The organism is Arthrobacter sp. BG3 (assembly GCF_056680185.1).
The window spans coordinates 1,539,636-1,565,091 of sequence record NZ_CM155270.1; the positions used below are offsets into that span (position 1 = coordinate 1,539,636).

General features: G+C 69.2%; 23 protein-coding genes. 14 read left to right on the plus strand and 9 right to left on the minus strand.

Annotated elements, in window-relative coordinates; all coding sequences use genetic code 11:
- Positions 1-220: 220 nt before the first annotated feature.
- Entirely contained in the window at positions 221-850 is a 630-nt protein-coding gene (gene yczE, locus AC1MFL_RS06715; RefSeq protein WP_479814212.1) for a membrane protein YczE, read from the minus strand.
- Positions 851-911: 61 nt separating this feature from the next.
- On the opposite strand from yczE, the gene yczR reads away from it, so the two are divergent.
- A complete protein-coding gene (yczR, locus tag AC1MFL_RS06720) occupies positions 912-2,405 on the plus strand; it encodes a MocR-like transcription factor YczR (protein WP_479814214.1) in 1,494 nt (497 codons plus the stop codon).
- Between the two features lie 340 nt (positions 2,406-2,745).
- Here yczR and AC1MFL_RS06725 read toward each other — a convergent pair whose 3' ends face one another.
- Together AC1MFL_RS06725 and AC1MFL_RS06730 are read right to left on the minus strand one after the other, a co-directional pair.
- Entirely contained in the window at positions 2,746-3,438 is a 693-nt protein-coding gene (locus AC1MFL_RS06725; RefSeq protein ID WP_479814216.1) for an SRPBCC family protein, read from the minus strand.
- Positions 3,431-4,090, minus strand: a complete 660-nt coding sequence (locus tag AC1MFL_RS06730) for a helix-turn-helix domain-containing protein (protein ID WP_479814218.1) — start codon at positions 4,088-4,090, stop codon at positions 3,431-3,433. Before AC1MFL_RS06730 ends, AC1MFL_RS06725 begins: the two co-directional genes overlap by 8 nt.
- 395 nt (positions 4,091-4,485) lie before the next feature.
- Between AC1MFL_RS06730 and AC1MFL_RS06735 the strand changes: the two genes are divergently transcribed.
- Both AC1MFL_RS06735 and AC1MFL_RS06740 read left to right on the plus strand, forming a co-directional pair.
- Positions 4,486-5,484, plus strand: coding sequence for an RluA family pseudouridine synthase (locus AC1MFL_RS06735; protein ID WP_479815358.1), 999 nt, complete (start codon positions 4,486-4,488; stop codon positions 5,482-5,484).
- Positions 5,485-5,618: 134 nt separating this feature from the next.
- Positions 5,619-6,242: a DedA family protein gene (locus AC1MFL_RS06740; protein ID WP_479814220.1), complete on the plus strand. Its 624-nt coding sequence runs from the start codon at positions 5,619-5,621 to the stop codon at positions 6,240-6,242.
- A 17-nt stretch (positions 6,243-6,259) separates the two neighbouring features.
- Here the strand turns inward: AC1MFL_RS06740 and AC1MFL_RS06745 are convergent, their stop codons facing one another.
- From AC1MFL_RS06745 to AC1MFL_RS06755, 3 genes are all read right to left on the minus strand, one after another.
- Positions 6,260-6,565 (minus strand): hypothetical protein, encoded by a 306-nt coding sequence (locus tag AC1MFL_RS06745; RefSeq protein WP_479814222.1) that lies wholly within the window; start codon positions 6,563-6,565, stop codon positions 6,260-6,262.
- Between the two features lie 42 nt (positions 6,566-6,607).
- On the minus strand, positions 6,608-9,427 hold the full coding sequence (ppc, locus tag AC1MFL_RS06750) for a phosphoenolpyruvate carboxylase (protein WP_479814224.1): 2,820 nt from the start codon (positions 9,425-9,427) through the stop codon (positions 6,608-6,610).
- A gap of 196 nt (positions 9,428-9,623) precedes the next feature.
- Positions 9,624-10,304 (minus strand): NADPH-dependent F420 reductase, encoded by a 681-nt coding sequence (locus AC1MFL_RS06755; protein WP_479814226.1) that lies wholly within the window; start codon positions 10,302-10,304, stop codon positions 9,624-9,626.
- Positions 10,305-10,449: 145 nt separating this feature from the next.
- On the opposite strand from AC1MFL_RS06755, the gene AC1MFL_RS06760 reads away from it, so the two are divergent.
- Positions 10,450-11,061, plus strand: coding sequence for a TetR/AcrR family transcriptional regulator (locus tag AC1MFL_RS06760; RefSeq protein WP_479814228.1), 612 nt, complete (start codon positions 10,450-10,452; stop codon positions 11,059-11,061).
- Positions 11,062-11,063: 2 nt separating this feature from the next.
- On the plus strand, positions 11,064-11,915 hold the full coding sequence (locus AC1MFL_RS06765) for a DUF1684 domain-containing protein (RefSeq protein ID WP_479815360.1): 852 nt from the start codon (positions 11,064-11,066) through the stop codon (positions 11,913-11,915).
- A gap of 11 nt (positions 11,916-11,926) precedes the next feature.
- On the opposite strand, the gene AC1MFL_RS06770 is transcribed toward AC1MFL_RS06765, so the two are convergent.
- A complete protein-coding gene (locus AC1MFL_RS06770; RefSeq protein ID WP_479814230.1) occupies positions 11,927-13,153 on the minus strand; it encodes an acyl-CoA dehydrogenase family protein in 1,227 nt (408 codons plus the stop codon).
- Entirely contained in the window at positions 13,150-13,986 is an 837-nt protein-coding gene (locus tag AC1MFL_RS06775; protein ID WP_479814232.1) for an SDR family NAD(P)-dependent oxidoreductase, read from the minus strand. The genes AC1MFL_RS06770 and AC1MFL_RS06775 overlap by 4 nt, the downstream gene beginning before the upstream one ends.
- Positions 13,987-14,156: 170 nt before the next feature.
- Here AC1MFL_RS06775 and AC1MFL_RS06780 point away from each other — a divergent pair, with 170 nt between their 5' ends.
- The 5 genes from AC1MFL_RS06780 to AC1MFL_RS06800 all read left to right on the plus strand — a co-directional run bounded on the left by AC1MFL_RS06780 (position 14,157) and on the right by AC1MFL_RS06800 (position 21,405).
- On the plus strand, positions 14,157-15,386 hold the full coding sequence (locus tag AC1MFL_RS06780; RefSeq protein WP_479814234.1) for a glycoside hydrolase family 76 protein: 1,230 nt from the start codon (positions 14,157-14,159) through the stop codon (positions 15,384-15,386).
- A 165-nt stretch (positions 15,387-15,551) separates the two neighbouring features.
- Positions 15,552-16,607 carry an iron ABC transporter substrate-binding protein gene (locus AC1MFL_RS06785; protein WP_479814236.1) on the plus strand — a complete coding sequence of 352 codons (1,056 nt, stop codon included), beginning with the start codon at positions 15,552-15,554 and terminating at the stop codon, positions 16,605-16,607.
- 4 nt (positions 16,608-16,611) lie between these two features.
- Positions 16,612-18,204, plus strand: a complete 1,593-nt coding sequence (locus AC1MFL_RS06790; RefSeq protein WP_479814238.1) for an ABC transporter permease — start codon at positions 16,612-16,614, stop codon at positions 18,202-18,204.
- Positions 18,201-19,376, plus strand: coding sequence for an ABC transporter ATP-binding protein (locus AC1MFL_RS06795; protein ID WP_479814240.1), 1,176 nt, complete (start codon positions 18,201-18,203; stop codon positions 19,374-19,376). Before AC1MFL_RS06790 ends, AC1MFL_RS06795 begins: the two co-directional genes overlap by 4 nt.
- Before the next feature lie 97 nt (positions 19,377-19,473).
- Positions 19,474-21,405, plus strand: coding sequence for a glycogen debranching N-terminal domain-containing protein (locus tag AC1MFL_RS06800; RefSeq protein WP_479814242.1), 1,932 nt, complete (start codon positions 19,474-19,476; stop codon positions 21,403-21,405).
- Between the two features lie 45 nt (positions 21,406-21,450).
- On the opposite strand, the gene AC1MFL_RS06805 is transcribed toward AC1MFL_RS06800, so the two are convergent.
- Entirely contained in the window at positions 21,451-22,056 is a 606-nt protein-coding gene (locus AC1MFL_RS06805; protein WP_479814244.1) for a YdeI/OmpD-associated family protein, read from the minus strand.
- A 91-nt stretch (positions 22,057-22,147) separates the two neighbouring features.
- Between AC1MFL_RS06805 and AC1MFL_RS06810 the strand changes: the two genes are divergently transcribed.
- The 4 genes from AC1MFL_RS06810 (at position 22,148) to AC1MFL_RS06825 (ending at position 25,452) form a co-directional block, all read left to right on the plus strand.
- On the plus strand, positions 22,148-22,933 hold the full coding sequence (locus AC1MFL_RS06810) for a VOC family protein (protein WP_479814246.1): 786 nt from the start codon (positions 22,148-22,150) through the stop codon (positions 22,931-22,933).
- Positions 22,934-22,976: 43 nt separating this feature from the next.
- Positions 22,977-23,516 carry an NUDIX hydrolase family protein gene (locus AC1MFL_RS06815; protein WP_479814248.1) on the plus strand — a complete coding sequence of 180 codons (540 nt, stop codon included), beginning with the start codon at positions 22,977-22,979 and terminating at the stop codon, positions 23,514-23,516.
- 121 nt (positions 23,517-23,637) lie between these two features.
- Positions 23,638-24,678, plus strand: coding sequence for a DUF6707 family protein (locus AC1MFL_RS06820; RefSeq protein ID WP_479814250.1), 1,041 nt, complete (start codon positions 23,638-23,640; stop codon positions 24,676-24,678).
- A gap of 48 nt (positions 24,679-24,726) precedes the next feature.
- A complete protein-coding gene (locus AC1MFL_RS06825) occupies positions 24,727-25,452 on the plus strand; it encodes an SRPBCC family protein (protein WP_479814252.1) in 726 nt (241 codons plus the stop codon).
- The last annotated feature ends 4 nt before the right edge of the window (positions 25,453-25,456 follow it).

Genomic DNA, 25,456 nt, shown 5'->3' on the forward strand with positions numbered 1-25,456 from the left:
GGGGCAGCCGTTCAGGGCGCGGCGACGGCTGGATCAACTGACGACACCGGGACGGGCTTCTTCAGCTCCGCGCTGGGCTAGTCACGCCCGGTGTCAAGATCAGATCCACGACACGGCAAAAACCCTGCGTCACGATGATTACCGGAGGATGCCGAATTCCGGCGTCGAAAGGCAACCGATGCGTCGCCTGCAAGTTCCCGCGTCGCTAGGGTGCAGCGGTTCAGGGCGCGGCGACGGCTGGATCAACTGACGACACCGGGACGGGCTTGTTCAGCTCCGGCACGGTGAACCGCGGCAGCAGCAGCTGCACCAGCGGGCCGATCGCGAGTGCGTAGAGCACGGTGCCGAGACCGACGGAACCTCCGAGCAGCCAGCCCGCGCCCAGCACCACGATTTCAATGCCGGTCCGCGACGTCCGGACGGACCAGCCCGTCCGGCGGGCAAGCCCGGTCATCAGCCCGTCCCGGGCACCGGGTCCCAGCCGCGCCCCGATGTAACAGGCGGAGGCGATTCCGTTGAGCAGGATGGCCCCCGCGAGCATGCCGGCCTGCCCGCCGAGATGGGAGAACTCAGGGATCAGTGCCAGCCCGACGTCGGCGAAGACGCCCACCAGCACCGCATTGCACAGCGTGCCGACGCCCGGCCACTGCCGCAGCGGGATCCACAGGAGCAGCACGAGGAAGCTGACGATCACCACGACCGTGCCGATGCTCAGTCCGGTCTTGACCGCGAGCCCCTGGTGGAACACGTCCCACGGGTCCAGGCCAAGACCGGCGCGGATGAACATGGCCAGGGATATGCCGTACATGGCGAGGCCAATAAGGAGCTGAAGGAGCCTGCGGGTCATCATGGTCCCCATCCTTCCGAAAAACTGGCCTTGCATTCCATAGCCAGTTTGAAATACTGGCCCCATGCCCGGATCCCTGAACCCCAGTTCGCTCGCCCGGTTGCTTGGCGAGTGGAACCTTGGTGCCGCCCCCGCGTACCGGGAGCTCGCCGACGTCGTCCGCCTCCTGGTGCTCGACGGCCGCGTCCCTCTTGAGGTCGCGCTGCCCAGCGAACGGGCCCTGGCCGCGACGCTCGGCATCAGCCGGACCACCGTCACCGCCGCCTACTCGCTGCTGCGCGAGCAGGGCTTCCTCAGCAGCGGCCAGGGCAGCCGCGGACGGACGGGCATCCCGCAGGCGAGCTCGCGGGGCGGCAGCGGCGGGGCGGACCTGAGCGGCGCCCCGGGTCTGGCCGTCCCGGACGGGGTCCTCGACCTGGCCTATGCCTCGTTGCCGGCCAGCGGCGAGGTGGTGCACCGGGCGTTCGCGTCCGCCCTGACCGAGCTGCCGGCGCTGCTGCCCGGATTCGGCTATGACGCGCTCGGTGTGACCGCCCTGAGGGAGGCCATCGCAGAGCACTATGCGGCGGCCGGGGTACCCACCACTGCCCGGCAGATTCTTGTGACCTCCGGCGCGCAGCACGCGCTGAACATTGTGCTGCGTACCCTGGCCGGCAGGTCCGACAAGGTCATGGTGGAGCATCCGAGCTATCCGAATGCGATCGACGCCATCCGCGCCGCGGGCTGCCGGCTGGTCCCGGTGGCCATGCCCGCCGCCCGCCCGGACGCCCGGTCCGGTGCGCATCCGGGCTGGGATCTGGAGGCGATCGAGACCGCGCTGATGCAGCAGCGTCCCGTAATGGCCTACGTGGTCCCGGACTTCCACAATCCCACCGGGCGGCTGATGCCGGATTCCCAGCGGCGTCGGCTGGTCCGCGCCGCCGCCGCAGCCGGCACGGTTCTCGTCGTCGACGAGACGCTCCGGGAGCTGAACCTCGACGGCGTCGCGTCCTCGCCACTGGCAGCCTTCAGCCCCGCCGTCGTCTCCATCGGCTCCCTCAGCAAGTCCCACTGGGCCGGACTGCGGACCGGCTGGATCCGCGCCGACGAATCACTGATCCAGCGCTTCGCCGCCGCGCGCACCACCCTGGACCTCGGCGGCCCGGTGGTGGAACAGCTCGCGGCGGCGCACCTGGTCGGCGCACTCAACGAACCGCTGCCGGCGCGGCTGGCCTCCCTGCGGGACAACCGCGACGCACTGCTGGACCTTATCGCCAGGAGATTGCCGGGATGGGAGAGCGAACGGCCTGTCGGCGGCCTCTCCGTATGGTGCCGGCTTCCGGCGCCGATCAGCACCGCACTTGCCGTGGTGGCTCCGGACTTCGGCATCCGGCTCGCGGCCGGGCCCCGCTTCGGCATAGGCGGCGCCTTCGAACACCACCTCCGGGTGCCGTTCACCCTGCCCCCGGAGCAGCTCGAAACCGCGGTTGCGGCGCTGCGTTCTGCCCAGGACAGGCTGGAGGCGTCCCCGCAGCTGCGGCGTAACCTCGGAGCCCCGCCCGCCGCGGCGATCGCCTGATCCGGCGACGCGGACAGTTCCCCGCGAGGCGCGAAACTCCGGGCGCGACCGAATTCCGGCGTCGCCAGCTTCCCCGGGTGTCGCCAGCCATTTTGGGTGTCGGACGGCAGGCTGCGCCTCGCAGTCCAGCGCGCCGGGAGACCGCGGCGCCCATCACCGGACCGGACAACGCCTCCGGCGCGCGGTAAAACCGCGGCGGGCCCATCACCGGACCGGACAACGCCCGCGGCGCGCGGTAAAACCGCGGCGCCCATCACCGGACCGGCCAACGCCCCCGGCGCGCGGGGAGCGGCTATTGCGTTCTCCCATACCGGCTATTGCGTTCTCCCAAACAGCTCGGCTACGCGTACACCTTTTCGAGGAAGCCGGCCCAGGCCTTCGCCGTGGTTTCGGAGTCCCCGCTGCGGGTGAAGTCGTGGACCGTCATGCCGACCGTGGTGCCGAAGGCATTGCGGCCGAAGAACCGGTACAGCATGTCGGCCGTGCGCAGGCCGAGGAAGTTCTCGTTGGCAAAGTCCACCTCACCCGAGAGGCCCCCCACGCCGTCGAGCTCCAGCTCCACGGCACCGCCCGGCGCTGTGCCCTCTACGCCGAGCGCCTTCTTGAGCCTTACAAAGCCGTCGGGCGCCGCCGAGGCCGGAGGGGCCTGGACATCGGTGAAGACGACCGGCCGGCCGTCAAAGTACTTCAGGTACTGGCCGAGCGTGTGCAGGTAGAACTCGGTGTGCTTGCTGGCGCCGTCATACTGCTGGTCCCAGTTTTCGGCGAAGATGCCGCTGTGGACGTAGTGCAGCCGGGCGCGGCCGCCGTCGAGCGGTTCCAGCACGTGCTCCAGCTGGTTGAACCATCCGTCCGGACCCTCCATCCGGGACACCAGGTGGGCCGGATACTCCTCCACGGTCCGCACCGCCGGCCACTCGTTAGTGGGGAACATCCACGCCGCGGTGCCCGCGGTGACCGCCTCCCAGACGCGCTCCGGGGCCGCGGGCAGTTCGGTGTCGACAGTAATTTCGAAATCCCGCTTGTCAGTCATTGTCTTGCTCCTTAGCCGACGGGTTTGTGGGTTGTACTTTAGGTGCTGCCTTGAGCGAAGGGTGAAGCGCGACGACGAGCCGGTGCTTGCGCCCGCGGCCCGCGGTGGCGCCGGGCCCGGGGCCTGCCGGGCCGCCGTCGTGGTACTTGTCCACGAGCCGGGTGACAGCGACGCCGAGTTCTTCGGCGAAGCCGGCCCGGTCCGCGGCGGCGCGGAAGGTAATCTCGCCGTCGATCGCGAAAGTGGCGAGTTTCTGTTGGGCCGCCGCCGCGCCAGCGATCAGCTGCCCCATTTCCTGGACCATCCGGCTGGCGAGCGCCAGCAGCCAGAAGGCCGAAAAGTGGTCCGAGAACTTGTGCGGATCCGGGGCGACCGAGGCCAGTGCTGCCGGGGAAATCAGGTAGGAGGCCGCGCTTGCCCGCAGGATCCGCTCCGTGACATTGCCCTTGCGGCGTTCCGCCACGAGTTCCACCAGCCCGTGCCGTTCCAGGGCCTTGAGGTGGTAGTTCACCTTCTGCCGGGGCAGGCCCACCTTCGCGGCGAGCTGGGTGGCGGACCCGGGCTCGGCCAGTTCCATCAGGATGCGGGTCCGGATGGGGTCCAGCGATGCCTCCGCGGCGGCCGGGTCTTCGATCACTTCGATGTCCAACATGCTTCCAGTGTGGCCACCGACAGATTTAGTTGTCAAGAACTTTTTTATCGTCGGTCAGGGGTCAAACCGCCGAGGTCGCCGGACGCCTGCGGGGTCGCCGAAAGCCAACGGCGACCCCGCACGTTTCCGGCGACCCCGCGGCTGGCCCGAGGCGAAGCCGCACGTTTCCGGCGACCCCGCGGCTGGCCCGAGCTGACCCCGCAGGCTTTCGGCTAACTCGCGGCCGGCCCGAACACGCTGCCGCAGGCTTCCGGCTAACTCGCGGCCGGCCCGAACACGCTGCCGCCCGGAACCCCCGCAGGCTGGCCCGACCCGGGGGCGCCCACCCGCGCGGCCAGCAACCCTCTCAGCGCAAGAAACGGCGCGGCGAACCGGCAAAGTAGAATGGACCGGTGATGCAATCCCCCCTCCCAGTGCGCGACGGCGTCAACGCGACCCGTCTCCGCCTCCCGGACGAGGGCCCGTGGGACACAGCGATGGACTACATGATGCACCGCTGGGGCCACATCGACCCGCAGGGCATCGAGGACCGCTTCGACGCCGGCGAGATCGTGGGCGAGGCCGGGATCCCACTGGACCGGGCCACCCCGCTGCGGAACCACACGTTCATCTGGTACTACCGCACGCTGCCGCCGGAGATCCGGATTCCGGTGGAACTGAACATCCTGCACCAGGACGAGCACCTCCTCGTCGTGGACAAACCGCACTTCCTGCCAACCACGCCTGGCGGCACCTACATCCAGGAGTCCGCGCTGGTCCGGCTCCGGAACCAGCTGGACCTGCCGGACCTCATCCCCATGCACCGGCTGGACCGCATGACCGCCGGAATCCTGCTGCTCTCCACAAACCCCGAGACCCGGGGCAAGTACCAGGTACTGTTCGAGAAGCGCCAGGTCCAGAAGGAATACGAGTGTGTGGCCGCGGCCGAGCCCGCTCCCGGGCACCCCGCCGTGGGTTTCCCCGCGGTGGTCCGGAACCGGATGACCAAGTCCCGCAGCTACCTGCTCGCCGAGGTGATCGACGGCGAGCCCAACGCCGAGACCCGGATCGAGCGGCTGCGGACCTTTGACGGCCCCGACGCCGCGGCCGGCGGCGGTGCCGGGGCAACTCCCCGCGTCGATGCCTCCCGCAACGCGGCCGACGGCGCCGCGCGGCGCCGCGCGCTGTACCGGCTGGAGCCGCACTCGGGCAAGACCCACCAGCTTCGGGTGCACATGGCCTCGCTGGGGCTGGGGATCGTCAATGACGCCTTCTACCCTGACCTGCTGGACAAGGCGCCGGACGATTACTCGAAGCCGCTCCAGCTCCTGGCCCGCGGGATCCGTTTCGTGGACCCCATTTCCGGGGTTCCGGTGGAGTTCCGCAGCGGGCTGGAGCTCAGCGAGGCCCGCTAGGCTCCCACGCCGGCGGGGCCTCCGGACCGCAAGCCGCCAACCCGACTGCCCCCCAGGGGACAGTCTCGCAGCCGGGCCGGCTCGACCCCCCGTCACGGAACGGCGCCCGGCCGGAAGTGCGATACCTTGTGCCCATGGACTTCGGCAACGCGCAAAGCTGGGGGGACGCGATCTATTTCTGGATCATCCCGGTAGTCATGGGCGACGCCATTTTCCCGCCCATCCCCTCCGAAATGGTCGTCATCTCAGGCGGTGCCCTGTCCGCCGTCGGGCGCGCCAACGCCCTCCTTGTGGTGCTTCTCGCCACGGCGGCATCCTGGCTCAGCGACCTCCTGGTGTTCCAGCTCTTCAAACGACGCCTGAGCCATGCCCTGGACCGCTGGCGGTGGGGCCGTACGTTCCACGAGGTCGTGCACACGGCAATCGGGAAGGCCGGCCGGTCCACCACCTACGGAGCGATCATCGGGGTCCGTTTCATCCCCGGCGGCCGCCTGGCGACGACTGCCGCGGCCGGCATCGCCAACGTCTCGACCCGCGGATTCAGCCTCTGCGCCGCACTCGGCGGCTTCCTCTGGGCCGTCTGGTCCGTCGGTTTGGGCTATGTCACCGGCGCCGCCACCGGGCTTCCGTTCTGGGCGAGCTCCCTGATCGGGGGCGCCCTCGGAATCGTGATCGGCGCCGTCGTCGGCCTCGTTGTCACGCGACGGCGCGGCCGCTCCCCTGTTGTGGACGGTCCCGAGGAGGAACTGGACTTCTGAGCCAGCCGGGCCGGAACCTAGACTGGCGCCCAGCGGCCACGGTTGCGGCGGAGCACCATCAGGTGCCCGGTCACCGCAACGCGTTCGACGGCGTCGCGCATCATCGCCGCCGATTCCAGCGCCTGGCTGTTCTCGCCGCTGTAGGAGGTGGGCTCAACGAGGAAGCGCAGGTTCAGCTGCGGAACCCCGCCGGCAAGGTCAAGCTGGTTCGCCTCGACGTGGTGCCGCGTCTCCAGCGCCTCCACGGCCGCAGCCATCACGGCCTCCGGCGGGTTGCCCGGCTTGAGCCCGGTGATCTTCAGTCTGGTCTGGAACGACGGCATGCAACCACCCTATCGGGACGGGCCGGCGGACCCGGGCCCACGTCAGCCGGTATTGCGCAGGCCCGCCGCCACGCCGTTGACGGTGATGAGCATGGCACGCTGGAGGCGTTCGTCGATCTCGGCGTTGGGCATGCTCTCCCCGGCCGCGGCCTCGGAACGAACCCGGCGCAGCAGTTCCACCTGGAGGTAGCTGATCGGGTCGAGGTACTGGTCCCGGATCTCCAGGGAGCGCTTCAAGGTGGGCTGCGCGTCGAGCAGCAGGTCCTCGCCGGTCAGCTTCTGGATTTCGGTGACGGTCAGCTCGTATTCGGCCCTGATGGCACGGAACAGGTGGTGCAGTTCCTCCGGGACCAGTGTGGAGACGTAGTAGCCGGCAATGTCCATGTCCGTCTTCGCCAGCGTCATTTCCACGTTGGAGAGCACGGAGCGGAAGAAGTGCCAGCCGTCCATCATCTCCACCAGCTGGGCCGAGTGGCCGGCTTCCCGGGCGGCTTTGAGCCCGGAACCGACACCGAACCAGCCCGGGACGATCTGCCGCGACTGCGTCCAGCCGAACACCCACGGGATCGCACGCAGTCCCTCGAGCCCCGCGCCGGAATCGGGCCGCTTCGACGGCCGGGAGCCGATATTAAGGGACCCCAGCTGTTCCACCGGGGTGGAGGCCATGAAGTAGGCCGGCAGGTCCGGATCATCGATCAGGGTCCGGTACCGGGCGAAGGCGGCGTCGGAAATGGTCTCCATGACGTGGCCGTAGCGTTCGCGCTGGTCCTCCGAGGTGCGCGGGGTGCGGTGCAGCGCGGAGCCCTGCATGACCGCCGCGAGTGAGAGTTCGAGGTTCTCGCGGGCGAGCTCGGGCAGCGAGTACTTGTCCGAAATGACCTCGCCCTGTTCGGTGAACTTGATTTCGCCTTCGAGCACCCCGTTCGGCTGGGCCATGATGGCGTCGTAGGTCGGGCCGCCGCCGCGCCCCACAGAACCGCCGCGGCCGTGGAACAGGCGTACCCGCACCCCGTGCTTGGCCGCGATGTCCCGGAGTTTTCGCTGGGTCTTGTGGATTTCCCACTGGCTGGTCATGACGCCGGATTCCTTGTTGGAGTCCGAGTAGCCGAGCATAATTTCCTGCACGTCCCCGCGCAGCCGGACCAGCTCGCGGTAGGAGGAATCCGAGAGCAGCTGGTCCACGATTTCGGCCGAGGCCCGCAGCTCCTCCACGGTTTCCAGCAGCGGCGCGAAGCCGATCCTGGCACAGGGGGCCTCGCCGAACAGGTTGACCAGCCCCGCCTCGCGGGCCAGCACCGCCGCGGCCAGGACATCGTCCGCGCCGCGGGTCATCGAAATTATGTACGTCTCGATGACGTCCGGTCCGTAGGTGCGCAGGGCACGCCGGATCTCGCGGAAGACGTCATAGGTGCCGTCGGCGACGCCGTCGAGCTTGATCGGGTGGCCGGACAGCGGGCGGCGCGAGGCGAGCTCCGACCCCAGCACCTCGAGCCGCTCGGAACGGTTGAGTTCCGCGTACCGGAGGCCGGGGCCCCCGAGTCGATCCATCAACTGCCCGACGGCGTCATGGTGGTGGTCGGCGTGTTCCCGGATGTCGAGGGTGGCCAGGTGCAGGCCGAAGGAGGCGATGGCGCGGCGGACCCGGGCCAGGGAACCGTCGGCGGCGAGCGCGGCATGGTGGTTGCGCAGCGACCGCTCCAGCAGGCCCAGCTCCTCGATCAGCTCCGCGGTGGCCGTGTAGTCGCGGCCCGGCTCGTGCGCCGATCCGGCCGAGACCCGCCGGGCGGTGTTCAGCAGCTTGGCCTTGATACAGGTGAGCTTGAGCCGGTAGGGCTCCTGGGCGTTCAGTTCCAGGACCCGGCGGTCCAGGCCCGGCAGGTTCCCGAGGTCGACGTCGATCGAGTCCAGCAGCTCCTGGTCCGCCCCGGCGAGCGCGGTCGAGTTGGACAGGATGGAGATCAGCCCGTCGATCAGGCCAATGCTGATCCGGACGGCGTGCTGGTTCTGGATCTGCAGGATTTCGCGGGTGACGGCCGCGGTGACGTTGGGGTTGCCGTCCCGGTCCCCGCCGATCCAGGAGCCGAAACGGATGGGGGCCTTCTCCGCCGGGAGGGTGACGCCGTGCTCGGCGAGCAGTTCCGAGAGGTCCGAGAGCATCTCCGGCATGGTGTCGCCCAGGATGCCGGTCAGGTAGTAGATGGCGTTCCGGGCCTCGTCCACCGGGGTGGGCCGGACCTGGCGGAGTTCATCCGTCTGCCACATCTGGTCGATCACCTCGGCGAGCTGGCGGTCCTGGCGGCGGCGTGCGGACGTGCCCTCCGCCGTGCTCTGGGCCAGGATGTCGGAGAGCCGGCGGACCTTGTCCAGCACGGAGCGGCGGGAGGCCTCCGTGGGGTGCGCGGTGAAGATGGGACGGACGTCGAGTTCATTGACGACCTCCTGCAGCACCGAGGGACCGGCCTGGGCGGCGATGTCGGTGACGGCCTTGGCCAGCCAGCCGTCCTTTTCCTGCCGGGTGCGCAGCCCGCGGACCCGGTGCACCTGTTCGGCGGCGTTGGCCAGGTGGAAGTAGAAGGCGAAGGCACGGACCAGATCGGTCGCCTGCTCAAGGGGCAGGGAGCCGAGCAGTTCGCGGACCTGGGCGACGACGTCGTGCGAGCTCCACGGCCCGGTGGCATCCGCACCGCCACGGGCGGCCTCCTTGGATTCCTTGGTCAGCAGGCGCACCTGCTCCACCAGGTCCAGGAGTTCGGGCCCCTGCTGGCGGACCAGGGATTCGCCGAGGAGGGTGGACACCCGGCGGACGTCCGCGCGCAGTTCGGAGGCGAGATCGGTGCCGGGATTCGTTGCAGTGTCAGCCATGGAAACTATCTCTCGAGGGGGACTTGGCTCGTACACTGCGCTGGATACTGTGAGCCGGGTTACTTTCTTCCTACAGGATGCTACCCGGAGCCCGGGCGGCAGGGGAATCCGTCTCAGATAGTGTCCGGGCCCTTGACGTGGCACTCCGGGGGTGACCCGGCCCCCGGGTTCCCGGCTGGCCCGCAGGTGGGCGGCCTTACCGGGCGATTTTGAAGTTGAACGCCCCGGTGCCCAGCGCTCCCCAGATCCGCAGCCAGATGGGCATGATCATTTCGGCGCCGCGCGCTGTGGTGATGTCGCCCAGATCGATGATGTCCCGGTGCCCGAGGCCCTTGAGCAGGCCGGTCACGGTTTCCTTGGCGGCCGCGTCGTTTCCGGAAACGAAGACCGAGTGGTCTCCCCCGGCGACACTCAGCGGATCCACCATCACGCTGGCGGTCATCGTGTTGAGGGTCTTGACCACACGGGCTTCCGGGAAGGTCCGCTGGATCTGCTCCCCGAGGCTGTCGGTGTTCACCGGGTCCAACGACGGAGGAAACCCGTGGGAAAAGTCCAGCGGGTTCGCGATGTCCATCAACACCTTGCCGGCCAGGTTGCCTGCTCCCGCAGCGGTCAGCGCCTCGAGTGAGCCCGTGCCGTTGGTGGCGTTGACGACGATGTCCGCACCGGCAGCGGCGTCCGCGAAAGTGGCGACGCCGATCCGGCTGTGCGCCGCGTGCCACACGGCAAAGGGTGGACCGCCCATCGCCCCGGGCCCGGTCCGGGCCAGCGTCACCCTGGGATCGCGCGTTCCGATCACCACGTCATGCCCCAGCTCCGACAGCGCCCCGGCGATCGTGGGGCCAACGGTCCCGGTTCCCAATACTGCAATCCTCACGGTGTCCTCACTTCTCAACGGGCGGGGGTAGACAGGTTCGTCTATGCGTGGTCCTGAAGCTATCAGGCAGACTTGTCTACGGCAAGGACGGAACGGGGCGCCCGGCGTCCGGACATAGACAGACTTGTCTGTGTACCATGGAGCCATGACGCCGCCTGCAGCCACAGCGACCCCGGCCGTGCGCACCCCCGCCGGGCAGGCCAGGGAGAAGATTCTCGCCACGGCCTTCCGGCTGTTCTACGCCCAGGGGCTCCGGGCCGCCGGCATCGATACGATCATCGCCGAATCCGGCGTCGCCAAGGCGACGTTCTACAAGTATTTTCCGGCCAAGGACGACCTGATCCTGGCGTACCTGGAGAAAGTCGACGGCGCCTGGACCGGGCAGCTCCACGCCGCGGCGGAAGCCGCCGGCCCTGACCCCGCGGCCCGGCTCGTGGGGTTGTTTGATGCCCTGTCCAGTGCCTGCCGCCGCGACGGCTACCGTGGCTGCGCGTTCATCAACGCCGCGGCCGAGTCGGCTTCCGGAACCCGTATCCACGAGCGGACGGTGGCGCACAAGGACCACGTCAGGGCCTGGATCCGCAGCCTGGCCGCCCAGGCCGGTGTCCCGGACCCGGACCATCTCGCCCGCAGCCTGACCCTCGTGCTCGACGGCGGCCTGGCCAGCGGCGTGCTCGACGCCGACCCCGCGGCGGCCACCGCCGCCCGGAACACCGCAGCACAGCTGGTGTCCGCAAGCCTCGGGAGGAACCCGTGACCATGCCGCAAGCTGACCCTCAGGCCCAGCTCGCCCGCTGGCATCGCTTCCGGACGAGCCGCAACGCGGCCCTGGCCAGCAAGTACGGCTGGCTGACCCTGACTTCCTTCCAGTGGCTGGACGGCCGGCCGGCCGCGGTCGAACTCTCCCCCGGACTCTGGTCCACGGACGGCACGACGGCGTTCCTCACCGCCGCAGCTTCCGACGGGCTGACCCTCGTGGAGACCGGCGAGCCCGTGGACGGCACCGTCAGCGCGGCGCTGGCCAACGAGGAGTCGCTGCTGTGGGTCCAGTACGGCGGGGCGGACGGCCGGCAGGTTGTCGTGGAACTCGCCATGCGTGCCAACAAGTACGCCGTCCGGACCCGCGATTCGAAGTCGCCCGTGTTCACCGAGTTCGGCGGGGTTCCCACCTTCGACTACCGGCCGGACCTTGTGGTCGAGGCCAGCTTCCACCCGTACCCGGAGCCCGTCGACGTGCCGATCGGCACCGCCAACCCCCTGGTCGACGGAATCCACCGGTCCGTCGGCGAGCTCGTGTTCCGGCTCCCCGGCAAGGACCACGACTTCCACCTGCAGGCCGAGGAGGAAAAGCTCGGCGCCCTGACCGTCACGTTCCATGACGAGACCAACGGAGCAGCAAATCCGGAACTGGCAACAGCCGAGTGGCGCAAGGTCTCCACCGCCCGGCCCCGCGTCGATGCCGAGGGAAACCGGACGGTTACTTTGGATTTCAACCGGGCGATGAATTACCCCAGCGCCTTCACCCCGTACGGCACCTGCCCGATGCCGGTGAAGAACAACAGCCTGGACTACCGGATCGAGGCCGGGGAGAAAGAGCCGGCCCTGTTCTAGACGACCGCGTTCTAGACGATCGCGGACACCCCGGTCACGGCCCGGCCCACAATCAGCGTGTTGATCTCGAACGAGCCCTCATAGGTGTAGATCGCCTCGGCATCGGCGAAAATCTTGGCCATCCGGTAGTCAGTGACGATCCCGTTGCCGCCGAGCAGGGACCGGCCCATCGCCACGGTTTCACGCATCCTGGCGCTGACGTAGGACTTCGCCAGCGCCACCTGCGGCATGTCCGCGGCGCCGCGCTCCTGCAGCTGCGCGATCCGGACCATCATCCCCATGCTGGCCACGGCGTTGCCGAGCATCGTCACCAGCTGCTGCTGGACCAGCTGGAATTTCGCCAGCGGCCGGCCGAACTGCTGGCGTTCGACGGCGTACTGCCGGGCGACGTCGAAGGCGGCCAGCTGCTGGCCAACACCTTGCCAGGCCACCATGATCCGCGAGCCGCGCAGCAGCTCGTTGGTGTCCTCGAAGCTGTTGATCCCGGCGAAGCGGTCCGACTCGGCCACCTGCACGTCCGTGAAGACAATGTCCGCGTTCTGCACGGTGCGCAGCGCGATCTTGTTCTCGATCCGGCTCCGGCTCACGCCCGGAAGGGACGCGTCGACAATGAAGCCGCGGATGCCGCCGCCGGCCTCGTCCCGGGCCCAGACAAGCAGGTAGTCACAGAACGTCCCGTTGCCGATCCAGCGCTTGGCGCCGTTGAGCACCCAGGTGTCCCCGCCGTCGGGCGCCCCGCCGGAAACGCGCCGGGCGACGGTCTCCATCCCGCCGGCCACGTCGGAGCCGTGCTCCGGCTCGGTCAGTGCGAACGCGCCGGTGGTCCGGAGGTTCGCGGCGTCCTCGAGCAGGCGCGCCTTCTGTTCCTCGGAGCCGAAGCCGTAGAGCGATTCGACGAAGAGGTCGTGGTGGACCAGGAAGAAGGTCGCCAGCGAGGTGTCCACCCGGGTCATCTCGGCGATGACCAGCCCGGCGAACAGATGGCTGTAGCCGCGCTGGGCCGGCGCGCTGAGTTCCAGGGCCGCCAGCTTGGGCAGGATGTGTGCGGGGAACTCGGCCTTGTTCCACCATTCGCCGGCGAAGGGTGCCACCTCGCGGGCCAGGAACTCCCGGAGTTCGGCCAGCCTTGCCTGTTCCGCGTCGTTGAGCATCGACTCGAAGTCGAAGAAATCGGCGGCCGGCAGTCCCGCGACGGAGCCGGCCGGCGCCGAGGAAGCGGCGAGCCCGGCACACGTCATTTCGGCCCCATCCGGATGGCGCCGTCGAGGCGGATGGTCTCGCCGTTGAGCATGGCGTTCTCCACGATGTGCGCGGCCAGGTTGGCGTACTCGGCGGGGCGGCCCAGCCGGGACGGATGCGGCACCTGGTGCCCGAGGGAGTCCTGCGCTTCCTGCGGCAGCCCGGCCATCATGGGTGTCTCGAAGATGCCCGGCGCGATGGTGACCACCCGGATCAGCGACCGGGCGAGCTCGCGCGCGATCGGCAGGGTCATCGCGTGCACCGCGCCCTTGGAGGCGGCGTAGGCCGGCTGGCCGATCTGGCCGTCGAAGGCGGCGACGGAGGCGGTGTTGATGATGACGCCGCGCTCCGGGCCGCCCAGCTCGGTCACGGCCGGCCCGGTCGCCGCCATCGCGGCCGCGGCGAGGCGGATGACGTTGAAGGTGCCCACGAGGTTGATCTGGATGACGCGGCTGAAGTTCTCCAGCGGCAGCACGCCGTCGCGGCCCAGGACCTTGCCGGGGGTGGCGATCCCGGCGCAGTTGACCACGATCCGCAGCGGGCCGAGGGCGACGGCGGCGTCGACGGCAGCCTGCACCTCGGCCTCGCTGGTGACGTCGGCGGCGGCGAAGACCGCTTTGTTGGCCGGCTCCGCCGGGTGTCCGGCGCCGGACTCCCCGGCCCCGACCCCGACCCGGCCAGCGTTCAGCTCGGCAGCGAAGGCCTCGCCGGCGGAGCCCGGCAGGTCCACCAGGACCACGGTGGCTCCGGCGTCGAACAGACGGCGCGCCGTGGCAGCACCCAACCCCGAGGCCCCGCCCGTGATCAGCGCAACTGTACCTTTGATGTCCATGCATCCTCCTTGATGTGGAACCGGAACCCGCCACGACACTGTGTGCAGCGTCACGGACTTGTAGGGAACGTTAGTTAGTGAATGTTAACTGGAATACGGGCATTCCGCACCTTTCACCCCACGGCACCGCAACGATCCGGCCCCAAGGCTGCCGCCATTAGGCTGGATCCATGAGCCCAGCAGAGATTTCCGCCGTCCTCGACTGGTCCCTCCGCGCGGACGAAGCGGCACGCTCGGTGACCCGGGTGTTCGGGCAGCGGCTGTTCTTCCTGCCGGGAACCCACATCGCCGCGATCGTGCGCCCCTCGGGCCGGTTCAGGAACCTGGCCCGGCCCTGGCACTACTGGTGGCAGGCGCACTATGTGGACTGCCTGGTGGACACCGGCCGCCGCGAACTCGGAGGCCGGCCCGGGAAACGGTTCGACGGCGCGAACCGTCCCAGCGCCGGCCGGCTCGCCTCCCGGCTGGTCACCGGGATCCGGCTGCGGAACTTCCTCACCATCGTCAACAACTACTACGACGACATGGCCTGGCTGGCGCTCTCGACACTGCGGCTGGAGAACCTCGCCGAGCAAAGCCGGCACACGGCCGGGCGGCGCCGCAACGCCCGGGTCCTTAGGAGCCTCACCCTGCAGTTCGATTCCGCCTCCACGGACGACCTCGGCGGCGGCACGTTCTGGAGCAAGAAACGCGATTTCAAGAACACTCCGGCCACTGCCCCGGTGGCGCTCTACTACGCCCGCACCGGCCAGACGGCCAAGGCCCAGGCCCTGCTGGACTGGCTGGATGCCCGGCTGTTCGACCCGGAACAGGGGATGTACCGGGACGGTCTCCGGATTGGACCCGGCGGCGAGGTGGTCCTGGAAGACGCCATCTACTCCTACAACCAGGGCCCCGTCCTGGGCGCCCTGCTGGAGCTCGGCGGCGGGGCGAACCTGGCCCGCGCAGCCGCGCTTGTGGCGGCCGTGGCACGGAACCTCACCCTCCCTGCCCCGCCGACGGGCGGCAGCGCCTGGGTGCTGCGCTGCGAGGGAAGCGGCGACGGCGGCCTCTTCACCGGGATCCTGGCCCGCTACCTCGCGCTGGCCGCCGTCGACGCGCGGCTGCCGGCCGGGACCCGGGCGACGGCCGCCGCACTGGTGCTCAACACTGCCGGGGCGTTCTGGGAAGGCCGCCGGACCGTGTCCGCCGGAGAGCAGCTTCCCGGCAAGGGCGGCCGGATCATCTTCTCCGCCCGACCCGAACAGCTGGCGGACCACAGCTACCCGGCGGGCGCCGCCGTCGAACTTTCCACCCAGCTGCAGGCCTGGATGGTGCTGGAAGCCGCGGCGGCGGTCACCGGCGGGGCCGGCCCCCGGACGGCCGCCGCGCCATCCACCGAGTCACGCGCCGATAATTAAGTCACGCAATAGTTTCGTAATTGATGTGATCCTCATCACTTAAGGGGCTCTCGGCTTGGTTGCTTAGGTTTGGCTAACCTACAGTTTTTCCTAGTGAGCATGCCCTAACTTCCCCGCTCACAGGGGGGCTAGGGGCCCAAGACCTTCCTTGCAGAAAGCAGCCCCATGAAGATCCGCAACAACGCGCTGGCAGGTATCGCACTTGCCGCCACCGCCGCGCTCGGCCTCACCGCCTGTGGCTCCGGCAACTCGACCTCCCCCGGCGGCAGCGCCGCCGCTGACGGCAAGATCTCCGGAGAGATCACGGTCTACAACGCCCAGCACGAATCACTGACCAAGGAATGGGTGGACGCGTTCACCGCGGAAACCGGCGTCAAGGTCACCCTCCGCCAGGGCTCGGACACCGAGATGTCCAACCAGATCATCCAGGAGGGCCAGGCCTCCCCGGCCGACGTCTTCCTTACCGAAAACTCCCCGGCCATGGCCCAGGTGGAAAACGCCGGACTCTTCGCCGACGTCGACAAGGCCACCATCGACCAGGTGCCCGCCGAATACCGGCCCTCCACCAACAAGTGGACCGGCATCGCAGCCCGCTCCACCGTGCTGGTCTACGACAAGGCCAAGCTCACCGCAGACCAGTTGCCCAAGTCCATGCTGGACCTGGCCAAGCCGGAGTGGAAGGGCAAGTGGGCGGCCTCGCCGTCCGGTGCCGACTTCCAGGCGATCGTCTCGGCCCTGCTGGAACTCAAGGGCGAAGCCGCCACCGAGGAATGGCTCCAGGGCATGAAGGAAAACTCCAAGGCCTACAAGGGCAACAGCACCGCGATGAAGGCAGTGAACGCCGGCGAAATCGACGCCGCCCTGATCTACCACTACTACTACTACGGCGACCAGGCCAAGACCGGCGAGAACTCCAATAACGTCACCCCGTACTACTTCAAGAACCAGGATCCGGGCGCCTTCGTGTCCGTCTCCGGCGGCGGCGTGCTGAAGTCCTCGAAGAACGCGGCGGCGGCCCAGGCCTTCGTCAAGTTCATCACCGGCAAGAAGGGCCAGGAAGTCCTGCAGAAGGGCACCTCCTTCGAGTACGCCATCGCCTCCGGCGTCCCGTCCAACGACAAGCTCGTTCCGCTGCCGGAGCTGCAGGCGCCCACAGTGGACCCGGCCAAGCTCAACTCCGCCAAGGTCACCGAGCTGATGACCAAGGCGGGACTGCTCTAACCACGTGACAACCAAGCTGGCGGCTCCCGAAACATCCGGGAACACGACGACGGCGGGCAGGGGCAAGCGCCCCCGCCCGCCTTTCGGCGTATCTGTAATTGCGGTCCTGGCGGTCCTGATCGCGCTCTTCGCGCTGATTCCGCTGGGCTACGTCATCGTCATGACGGTGACCACCGGCTGGGACACCGCCGTGGAGCTGATCTTCCGGGCGCGTGTCGGCGAGCTGCTGCTGAACACGGTGCTGCTGATGCTGGTCACCGTGCCGCTGTGCCTCATCCTCGGGGTGGGCGGCGCGTGGCTGGTGGAACGCACCCAGCTCAAGGGGCACAAATGGTGGGCCGTGCTGCTCGCGGCCCCGCTCGCCATCCCCGCATTCGTCAACAGCTACGCCTGGGTCTCCGCGGTGCCCTCGCTTGAGGGCCTGTGGTCCGGGGTGCTGATCGCCACGCTGTCCTACTTCCCGCTCGTCTACATCCCGGCCGCCGCCACGCTCAGCCGGCTGGACCCGGCCATCGAACAATCCGCCGCGTCCCTGGGCCTCGGCGCCTGGCGCGCCTTCTTCCGCGTGGTGCTCCCGCAGCTGCGGATCGCGATGACCGGCGGCGCGCTGCTCGTGTCCCTGCACCTGCTGGCCGAATACGGCGCCTTCGCGATGATCCGTTTCGACACCTTCACCACCGCGATCATGGTGCAGTACCAGTCCACCTTCAACGGCACTGCAGGGAACATGCTGGCCAGCGTGCTGGTGTTCCTGTGCCTGATCCTGCTGCTGGCGGAAGTGCGGAGCCGCGGCAGTGCCCGGTACGCCAGGATCGGCTCCGGCGCCCAGGCCCGTGCACTGCGCCTGCCGCTGCACGCCTACCAGCTGCCGGCCCAGCTGTTCCTGATTGCGCTCACCGCGCTGGCCTTCGGGCTGCCGCTGACCTTCGTGCTGCGCTGGATCTATGCCGGCGGACCGGACATCTGGGCAGCGGAGGAGTTCCTGCCGGCCCTGCTGCTGACGCTGACCTACGGCCTCGCCGGCGCCCTGGCCACCACGGTCGTCGCGTTCCCGATGGCGTACCTGGCCGTGCGGCATCCCAGCTGGTTCAGCAAGGCCCTGGAGCTGTCCAACTACATCACGAGCTCCATGCCGGGGATCGTGGTGGGGCTGGCCTTCGTGACGGTCAGCATCAAGGCGGCCCCCGACCTCTACCAGACCTCCGCACTGCTGATCGCGGCCTACGTGCTGTTGTTCCTGCCGCGTGCGCTGGTCAACATCCGCTCCGGCCTGGCCCAGGCGCCGAAGGAACTCGACGAGGCAGCCCAGGCGCTCGGCAAGCCGCCGCTGCTGGCCTTCCTTCGGGTCACACTGCGGCTCACCGCCCCGGCCGCCGCGGGCGGCGCCGCGCTGGTGTTCCTGGCGATCGTGAACGAACTGACGGCAACCCTGCTGCTCTCGCCCAACGGCACCCGCACGCTCGCGACCGAATTCTGGAGCAAGAGCAGCGAGATCGACTACGCCGGCGCCGCTCCGTATGCCCTGCTGATGATCGTGATTTCGGCACCGATGACCTACCTCCTCTTCCAGCAGTCCAAGAAAGCAGCGGGACAGTGACCCAACACAGCCCTTCCCGGCTCCCGGAACCGCGGGTCGCCGCGTCCGTGGCCACCAGCACCAACAGCCACCTGGAGATCGACGCCGTCACCAAGAACTTCGGTTCCCAGGCGGTCCTCAAGGGGGTCAACCTCTCGGTGGCGAAGGGCGGCACGACGGCGATCGTGGGCCCTTCCGGCTCCGGCAAGACCACGCTGCTGCGGCTGATCGCCGGTTTTGAGCATCCGGATACCGGCACCATTTCGCTCGACGGCGCGAAGGTGGCCGGCGACGGCGTCTGGGTCCCGGCGCACAAGCGCCACGTCGGCTACGTGGCGCAGGACGGCGCCCTCTTCCCGCACCTGAGCGTCGGGCAGAACATCTCCTTCGGGCTCGACGCCGGCAAGCTCACCGGCGGCCACCGCGGCGTGAAGGCCCGGGTGGCCGAGCTGCTGGAAATGGTGTCGCTGGACCCTGCCATGGCCAAACGCCGCCCGCACGAACTCTCCGGCGGGCAGCAGCAGCGGGTCGCCCTGGCCCGGGCCCTCGCCCGCGAGCCGGAACTGATGCTCCTGGACGAGCCGTTCTCGGCCCTGGACGCCGGACTGCGGGTGGCCACCCGCCGCGCCGTGGGCAAGGTGCTGCACGACGCCGGCGTCACTACCATCCTGGTCACCCACGACCAGGGCGAGGCGCTGTCCTTCGCGGACCAGGTGGCGGTGATGCGCGGCGGACGGCTGGCGCAGATCGGAAACCCGTTCATCGTCTACACCCGCCCCGCCGACCGTGCCACCGCGGAATTCCTGGGCGACGCCGTCATCCTCGACGCCTGGATGGAAGGCTCCCTCGCCACCTGCTCCCTGGGCGGCATCCCCGTGCGCCGGCCCCCGGCGCAGGGCCGGGTCCAGCTCATGCTGCGCCCGGAGCAGATCCGGATCGCCGAGGACGGCCCGATCCGCGGCGTTGTGGTGGACACCGATTACTTCGGGCCCGAAACCACCGTTCGGCTCAAACTCGCCGTCCCGCCCGTCCTCGCGGAAGGCGCCGTGGCCGATCACCGGTACCCCGGCGGCGGCGAAATCATCACCATCCGGCACTGGAATGCCTCAATCGCCCGCCCCGGCACCGAACTCTGCCTCCGCGTCGTCGGCGAGGCAGTGGCCTTCCCGATGGACGACCTCCCGCCGGCTTAGCTGCCGCCACGGCAGCCCCTCCTGCATCACGGGTATCTCGGCCGTGCCCTGCGGGGCGCGTTGAGTGGGCCCCGCTCCCCGGCATAGGGTGGGGCGCATGACTGTCCAGCCAGCGCTCCACCGCCAGCACTGTTCCGTTGCCGCCCCCACCCAGTTGTGGCTCGACGACGACGGGCGGCTCGCCAGCGGCCCCGGCACGGATGCCCCGGGCTCCCCTGGCGCCGCCGGCTCCCCTGGCGCCGCCGGCGGCGGCTGGTTCACCGGCCTGCTGCACGGGGACACCCGGATGCTGTGCCGGGCCGAGGTGCGGGTGAACGGCCTCGAACCGGAGCCCGCCACGGTCGAGGCGGAGGCCGGCGGCGTGCTGCGCGTGCGCGGCCTGGTCCGCGGCATCCCCGGACCCACGGAGGATCCGGCCGTCGAACTGCTCCAGACCTGGACGGTCACACCCGGCGTTGTCCGGCACTCCCTGCAGCTGGGCACCTCCCTCGAATCGGTCGAGGTGGAAATCGAAATCCAGCTCGCCGCGGACTTCACCGACATGGCCGCCATCCGGCTGAGCCGGTTCCGGGACCCCTCCGAGCCGTTCTCCGCCGACGATTCCACCCTGCGCTGGCGGGACGGAGGACGGACCCTGACCGTCGCCGCCCCCGGCAGCGTCGCCGCCGGACAGCGGCTCCTCTGGCGCGGCACGGCCGGGCGGGGACGCCCCTTCGAGGCGGAATGGCAGGCCGTGCTGGCCGACAGCGAGGATGCTGTGGTCGCGGCCCGGCCGCCCGCAGCGCGGCGGGTCCGGGCCGAGCCGTCCGGCGTCCTGGGCCTGCTGCTGGACAACGCACTCGATGATCTCGCCGGTCTCCGCCTGGCTACCCGGAAGCTGCCCGACGCGCCGTTCCTCGCCGCCGGGGCGCCCTGGTATTTCACCCTGTTCGGCCGCGACTCGCTCTGGGCCGCACGGCTGCTCCTGCCGCTCGACGCCGGCCTCGCCGCCGGAACGCTGCGCTCCCTGGCAGCTTTCCAGGGCACGAAGAACGACCCGGCCGCCGCCGAGGACCCCGGCAAGATCCTGCACGAGCTCCGGTCCAAGGAACTGGTGCTGGAGAGCCAGGGCCTGCGCCTGCCCCCGGTGTACTACGGCGCCGTGGATTCCACCCCGCTCTGGCTGTGCCTGCTGGCCGAGCTCGGCCAGGCCGGACTGGACGACGCCGCCGTCCGCTCGCTCCTGCCCAACGCGGCCCGGGCGGTGGAATGGCTGCTGGCCGCCGCGGGCGCACCCGGCAGCGCCAACAGCGGGTTCCTCAGCTATCAGGACGCCACCGGCCACGGCCTCAGCAACCAGGGCTGGAAGGATTCCCGCGACGCCATGCAGTTCCGCGACGGCCGCCAGGCGGACGGCCCGATCGCGCTCTCCGAGGTGCAGGGCTACGCGTACCAGGCCGCCGTGGACACTGCCGACCTCTTCGACGCCTACGGCGAACCCGGAGGCCAGGCGTTGCGGGACTTCGCCGAGGCGCTGCAGCAGAACTTCCGCGAACGCTTCTGGGTCGAGGACGACGGCGGGCCGTTCCCTGCCATGGCCCTCGACGGGCACGGCGATCCTCTGGACATCCCGGGCTCCAATATGGGACATCTGCTCGGCACCGGAATCCTGGACGCGTCGGAGGCCCGGCTTGTGGCGGACCGGCTGCTGGGCCCCGAGCTGTTCTCCGGCTACGGCGTGCACACGATTTCCCGCCGCGCGGCGGGTTTCTGGCCGTACAGCTACCACTGCGGTTCGGTCTGGAGCCACGACACCGCGATTGCGGTGCGGGGGCTGCTCGCCGAGGGTTTCCTCGCCGAAGCCCGCACCATCGCCGAGGGCCTGCTGGCCGCGTCCGGGTCCTTCGGGCACCGCCTGCCCGAACTGTTCGCCGGCATCACAGCCGGGGAGGCGGGCCACGCGGTGCCATATCCGGCGTCGTGCCATCCGCAGGCCTGGTCCTCAGCGTCTGCCGTGGTCATTGCCCAGGCCATGGGCGTCGGGTTTTAGGCGGGCCGGTCAGGAGGCCGGGGGACGTGGCCTCCCGGGAAACCCCTAGGCGTCAGGGGCCGGCGGACGCTTGGCCTGCGGGTACGGCGTCTCGAACCGGGCCAGCATCTCGACGAATCCCGCGATCTTTTTCTCCCGGGTGGCGGCCTGCTTGACCCCGTTGGTGCGGTAGATCAGGGCATACCGGTTCACCGAGGTCAGGACGTCGAACATCGCCTGCGCGCGGGGCTCGGCCGCGATGGCCGCCGCGAGGTCCCCGGGCAGCTCCGCCGTGGCCGCGCCCGAGTAAGCCGCTTCCCACCGGCCGTCGGCTTTGGCGCTCTCGACGGCGGCCCGGCCGGCGGGAGCCATCCTGCCCGCTGCCTCGAGGCGCCCGATCCGCTCTAAGTTCCGGACGGACCACACACTCTTCGGTCCCCGGCGGGTCATCCGCTGGAAGGAACTTTCCTCGTCGCGGCGCTTACCCTGGCCGTCGATCCAGCCGAAGCACAGCGCTTCCTGCAGGGCGGTCTCGTAGTCCAGTTCCGTGACCGTGCCGCCCTTTTTGTACAGCACCAGCCACACGCCGGGACTCTCCGCGTGGTGCTCTTCCAGCCAGGTGCGCCACTCGGCGGCGTCCTTCACCAGCAGTTCCTGAAGTTCAACGGCCATGGCACTATTGTGCCGCGCACTGCCCACTTGCAGTGCTTTGGTGGCACGATATCCCTGAGAGCTGGAATCCGTCACACCCCGAGGAGTAACGATGCTGCGTGTCCGCCCGATCCACTTCACCTCCCGCATTGACGCATGGGAGCGGCTGCTCACCGACCTGGGCATGATCAAGACCGTTGACGAGCCCACCTGGCGGGAGTTCGACGCCGGCTCCGGCCGCCTTGCCCTCCACATCGCCGAGGTGGGCTCAGCGGAGGACGGCACCAGCTCCTTCGGCGTCGAGGTGGGCGATCTGAAGGAATTCGCCAGGCGGACCAAGGAGGCCGGCGCGGCAGAGGGCGGCACCACTGCGGAGCTCGTCGACGCGGACCATGGCCAGTCCTGCCGCATCACCGCCGCGGACGGGTTCAGTTTCCTGGCCGACCAGGCCGCGCGCGCCACGGACGGCAGCTGGGCCGGGTCAGCGGAAGCGGACCCGGACCTCGCCGTCGTCGCCGTCTGGTTCTCCGAGGACGCGGTGGCCGCGGCGAGAACCCTGCGGGACATCGGTGCCCGGCCCCGCCCGATTCCGGGCAGCAGCGCCGTCGGCAACGCCGACACAAACACCGACGCCGACACCGTCGAATCCGAAGCGTTCACCGCGAAGAACGGCGGGATCCTGATGGTCGGCACGGCCACCGGCGCCGGACGCGCCGGGCTGGGCTTTGAATACGCCGGGGACCTGGGCGCCTTGCGTGAGCGTCTTGGCGAGGCCGGACACGAGGCTGCGGTCATCGAGGAATCAGCCGTCCCCACCCTGCATGTGGCCAACCCGGATGCAGACGGTTTAGCCGCCCACCCGCCCCTCTGGATTTCCGCGGCGCCGGCACACGGGTGAGGGGGACCACGCCCTGACGGCAGTGATGGGGTAGAACTTAACCATGAACGTTCGCACTCCTGACCCGAACCCCGGCTGGCTCTCCGAAGATGATTTGTTCGAGGCGCGCGGCCGTTTGCCCATGGTCTACGTCGAGGCCGTCCCGGTCCGGCTGGATCCGCTCGGGTTTGTGAACGAGGTTGGCACGCTCCTGCAGGCGGACGAGGACGGAAACATGATCCGCTCGCTGGTTTCCGGACGGGTGCTCTACCGGGAGACCATCCGGGCGGCCCTGCTGCGCCACATGGAGAAGGACCTCGGACCGCTGGCGTTTCCCCAGCTGCCCATTAGTCCGGTGCCGTTCACGGTGGCCGAATACTTCCCGGCCCCGTCCCACACCGGTTTCACTGACGACCGCCAGCACGCCGTCGCCCTGGCCTACGTCATCCCGGTCACCGGCGAATGCTCACCCCGCCAGGACGCCTTGGAGCTGACCTGGATGACGCCGCAGGAAGTGATGAGCTCCGATGTCCAGCTGGAGTTCAGCGGCGGCCGCGGCGCCCTGATCCGGCAGGCCCTGGCCTTCGCCGGGGTCGGGAACTGACCCGCGCCGGGACAGCCGGAAAGATGCCCCGGGACGCCCGGGGTTTGCACTGCGTCCCCGACTTCCGCCGCGCGCCTTTGTAGACTGTAGGGCGGACCGCAAAAGAATTTAAGGACTCCAGATGACCCACCCGCCAGCCGCCCCGAACTACATCGAACAGCAGGCTGGAACTCTGCAGAGCGGCGATCGCCTGCTCCTGCCCGATGGCAACCGTTCCGCCGAAATCCAGCGCGTCGACGTCGAAACTGACGATTTCGGCACTCCCGCCATGGTTCTGGCCACCCTCACCGGCGGCGGCGGACTCCGGATCGCAGCCGCCTCCACCGTCCTGATTCTGGCTGCCGGGGCCGAGGCTGAAGACAGCTCGTTCGTTGACGCCGGCGCATCGCCGCAGCCCGTCGAACCTGCCCGGAATGATGGCAACATCCAGGGCGGGGCCGGCGGGCCGGACAGTGCCAAGGAGCCCGGGAACGGTGCGGCAGCCCCCGCCGCCGTCGTCCCCCCGCTGCCGCCCGCGCCGCCTGCGGTGAGCGGCCCCAGCGAAGAGGACCTGGCGCTCATCCCCGCCCTCGAAGGTACGCCCGAGTCCGTGGTGCAGTCGGTTGCGCAGGCCCACCCCAGCTCGACGGGGGTGCTCCTGCTCAGCGAACGGCTGGCCAAGGGCATCAACACGAAGTCCGGCAGTTGCCTTAAGGACCTCAGCGATCTCGCGCAGGAACTGTTCATCATCCTCAAGGACGCCGAAAACGCCCTCGCCGTCGCCGACCTTCTCAACGTGCTTCCTTTCGACGGCAACCGCGGCCGCTGGGCATCGGTTGAGGCCTCCCTCGCCCTGTCCAGCTACATCTGCCGCCAGCTCGGGCAGGAGGAACGGGCGGCCGTCTACGAAAAGTTCCTGCGGACCCCCGACGGCATGGAAACAGACCCATTCAAGGCCCGTATCAACGCCAAGGTCCGCCAGCGTTCGCTGAACGAACCGAACCTGTACGACAAGGAAATCTTCCGCGCGATGGACAACTCGAATCCGGATGCGGAACGCGAGTGGCGGATGCTGCGGCTGGAGGCGCTGCTCTTCCTGCGCGCCCACGGCGGATCGGAGACCATCGGCGCCCCGGAGCTGGACCGCCGGATCGGCAACGAACTCGAGTCCGTCCGATCCTGAGGCGTTTGGCCCCTACCCCCTCGCGGCCGCGCGTTGTAGATTCACCCCATGACGAACAATCTGAGCGTTGTGATCAACTCCGACGCGCAGCAGGTTTGGACAATGCTGCGCGAGCCCGCCAAAGTTGCCCAGTGGCACGGCTGGGAAGCCGACGACCAGGCGGCCGAGATCGACGAGATCTACTTCAGCCCCAAGGTGGTTGAAGGCGCCGACCATACTTCCCTGGTGGTCGATGGCGGGGACGTATTCACCCTGAAACCGGTCCCGACCGGCACGGAAGTCAGTGTCACGCGGGCCGCCGTGGACCACAATTCCGAGTGGGCCGCCTGGGACGAGGACATCACCCAGGGCTGGCTGACGTTCCTCCAGCAGCTCCGTTTCGCCCTCGAACGGCATCCGCACGGCAAGCGCAAGACGTTCTTCTTTTCCGTGCCGGGAAATGAGGGTTCCGCCATCGAACAGCTGGGTCTCAGCGAGATCCCCAAGCCCGGCGAACCGTACTCGCTCACTCTGGCCACGGGCGAGGAACTCTCCGGCAAGGTGTGGTTCCGCAGCAACCACCAGGTGGGCCTGACGGTCCACCACTACGCGGAGCACGGCGACGGCCTGGTGATTGTGGCGGACCAGCCGGTCATCAAGGAGATCAGGCCCCAGGGCGGGTCCCTTGTGATCGTGTCCACCTATGACCTCGGGGCGCACCAGCTGGAGTCCATCCGCAACTACTGGGACAAGTGGCGGGCTGAGAACTACCCCACATCCGATCCGGTGCACTAAGGGT

Bases quoted from the DNA above. Each gene is read 5' to 3' on its own strand.
- yczE (WP_479814212.1), bottom strand. From the start codon at position 850: ATGATGACCCGCAGGCTCCTTCAGCTCCTTATTGGCCTCGCCATGTAC.
- yczR (WP_479814214.1), top strand. From the start codon at position 912: ATGCCCGGATCCCTGAACCCCAGTTCGCTCGCCCGGTTGCTTGGCGAG.
- AC1MFL_RS06725 (WP_479814216.1), bottom strand. From the start codon at position 3,438: ATGACTGACAAGCGGGATTTCGAAATTACTGTCGACACCGAACTGCCC.
- AC1MFL_RS06730 (WP_479814218.1), bottom strand. From the start codon at position 4,090: ATGTTGGACATCGAAGTGATCGAAGACCCGGCCGCCGCGGAGGCATCG.
- AC1MFL_RS06735 (WP_479815358.1), top strand. From the start codon at position 4,486: ATGCAATCCCCCCTCCCAGTGCGCGACGGCGTCAACGCGACCCGTCTC.
- AC1MFL_RS06740 (WP_479814220.1), top strand. From the start codon at position 5,619: ATGGACTTCGGCAACGCGCAAAGCTGGGGGGACGCGATCTATTTCTGG.
- AC1MFL_RS06745 (WP_479814222.1), bottom strand. From the start codon at position 6,565: ATGCCGTCGTTCCAGACCAGACTGAAGATCACCGGGCTCAAGCCGGGC.
- ppc (WP_479814224.1), bottom strand. From the start codon at position 9,427: ATGGCTGACACTGCAACGAATCCCGGCACCGATCTCGCCTCCGAACTG.
- AC1MFL_RS06760 (WP_479814228.1), top strand. From the start codon at position 10,450: ATGACGCCGCCTGCAGCCACAGCGACCCCGGCCGTGCGCACCCCCGCC.
- AC1MFL_RS06765 (WP_479815360.1), top strand. From the start codon at position 11,064: ATGCCGCAAGCTGACCCTCAGGCCCAGCTCGCCCGCTGGCATCGCTTC.
- AC1MFL_RS06770 (WP_479814230.1), bottom strand. From the start codon at position 13,153: ATGACGTGTGCCGGGCTCGCCGCTTCCTCGGCGCCGGCCGGCTCCGTC.
- AC1MFL_RS06775 (WP_479814232.1), bottom strand. From the start codon at position 13,986: ATGGACATCAAAGGTACAGTTGCGCTGATCACGGGCGGGGCCTCGGGG.
- AC1MFL_RS06780 (WP_479814234.1), top strand. From the start codon at position 14,157: ATGAGCCCAGCAGAGATTTCCGCCGTCCTCGACTGGTCCCTCCGCGCG.
- AC1MFL_RS06785 (WP_479814236.1), top strand. From the start codon at position 15,552: ATGAAGATCCGCAACAACGCGCTGGCAGGTATCGCACTTGCCGCCACC.
- AC1MFL_RS06800 (WP_479814242.1), top strand. From the start codon at position 19,474: ATGACTGTCCAGCCAGCGCTCCACCGCCAGCACTGTTCCGTTGCCGCC.
- AC1MFL_RS06805 (WP_479814244.1), bottom strand. From the start codon at position 22,056: ATGGCCGTTGAACTTCAGGAACTGCTGGTGAAGGACGCCGCCGAGTGG.
- AC1MFL_RS06810 (WP_479814246.1), top strand. From the start codon at position 22,148: ATGCTGCGTGTCCGCCCGATCCACTTCACCTCCCGCATTGACGCATGG.
- AC1MFL_RS06815 (WP_479814248.1), top strand. From the start codon at position 22,977: ATGAACGTTCGCACTCCTGACCCGAACCCCGGCTGGCTCTCCGAAGAT.
- AC1MFL_RS06820 (WP_479814250.1), top strand. From the start codon at position 23,638: ATGACCCACCCGCCAGCCGCCCCGAACTACATCGAACAGCAGGCTGGA.
- AC1MFL_RS06825 (WP_479814252.1), top strand. From the start codon at position 24,727: ATGACGAACAATCTGAGCGTTGTGATCAACTCCGACGCGCAGCAGGTT.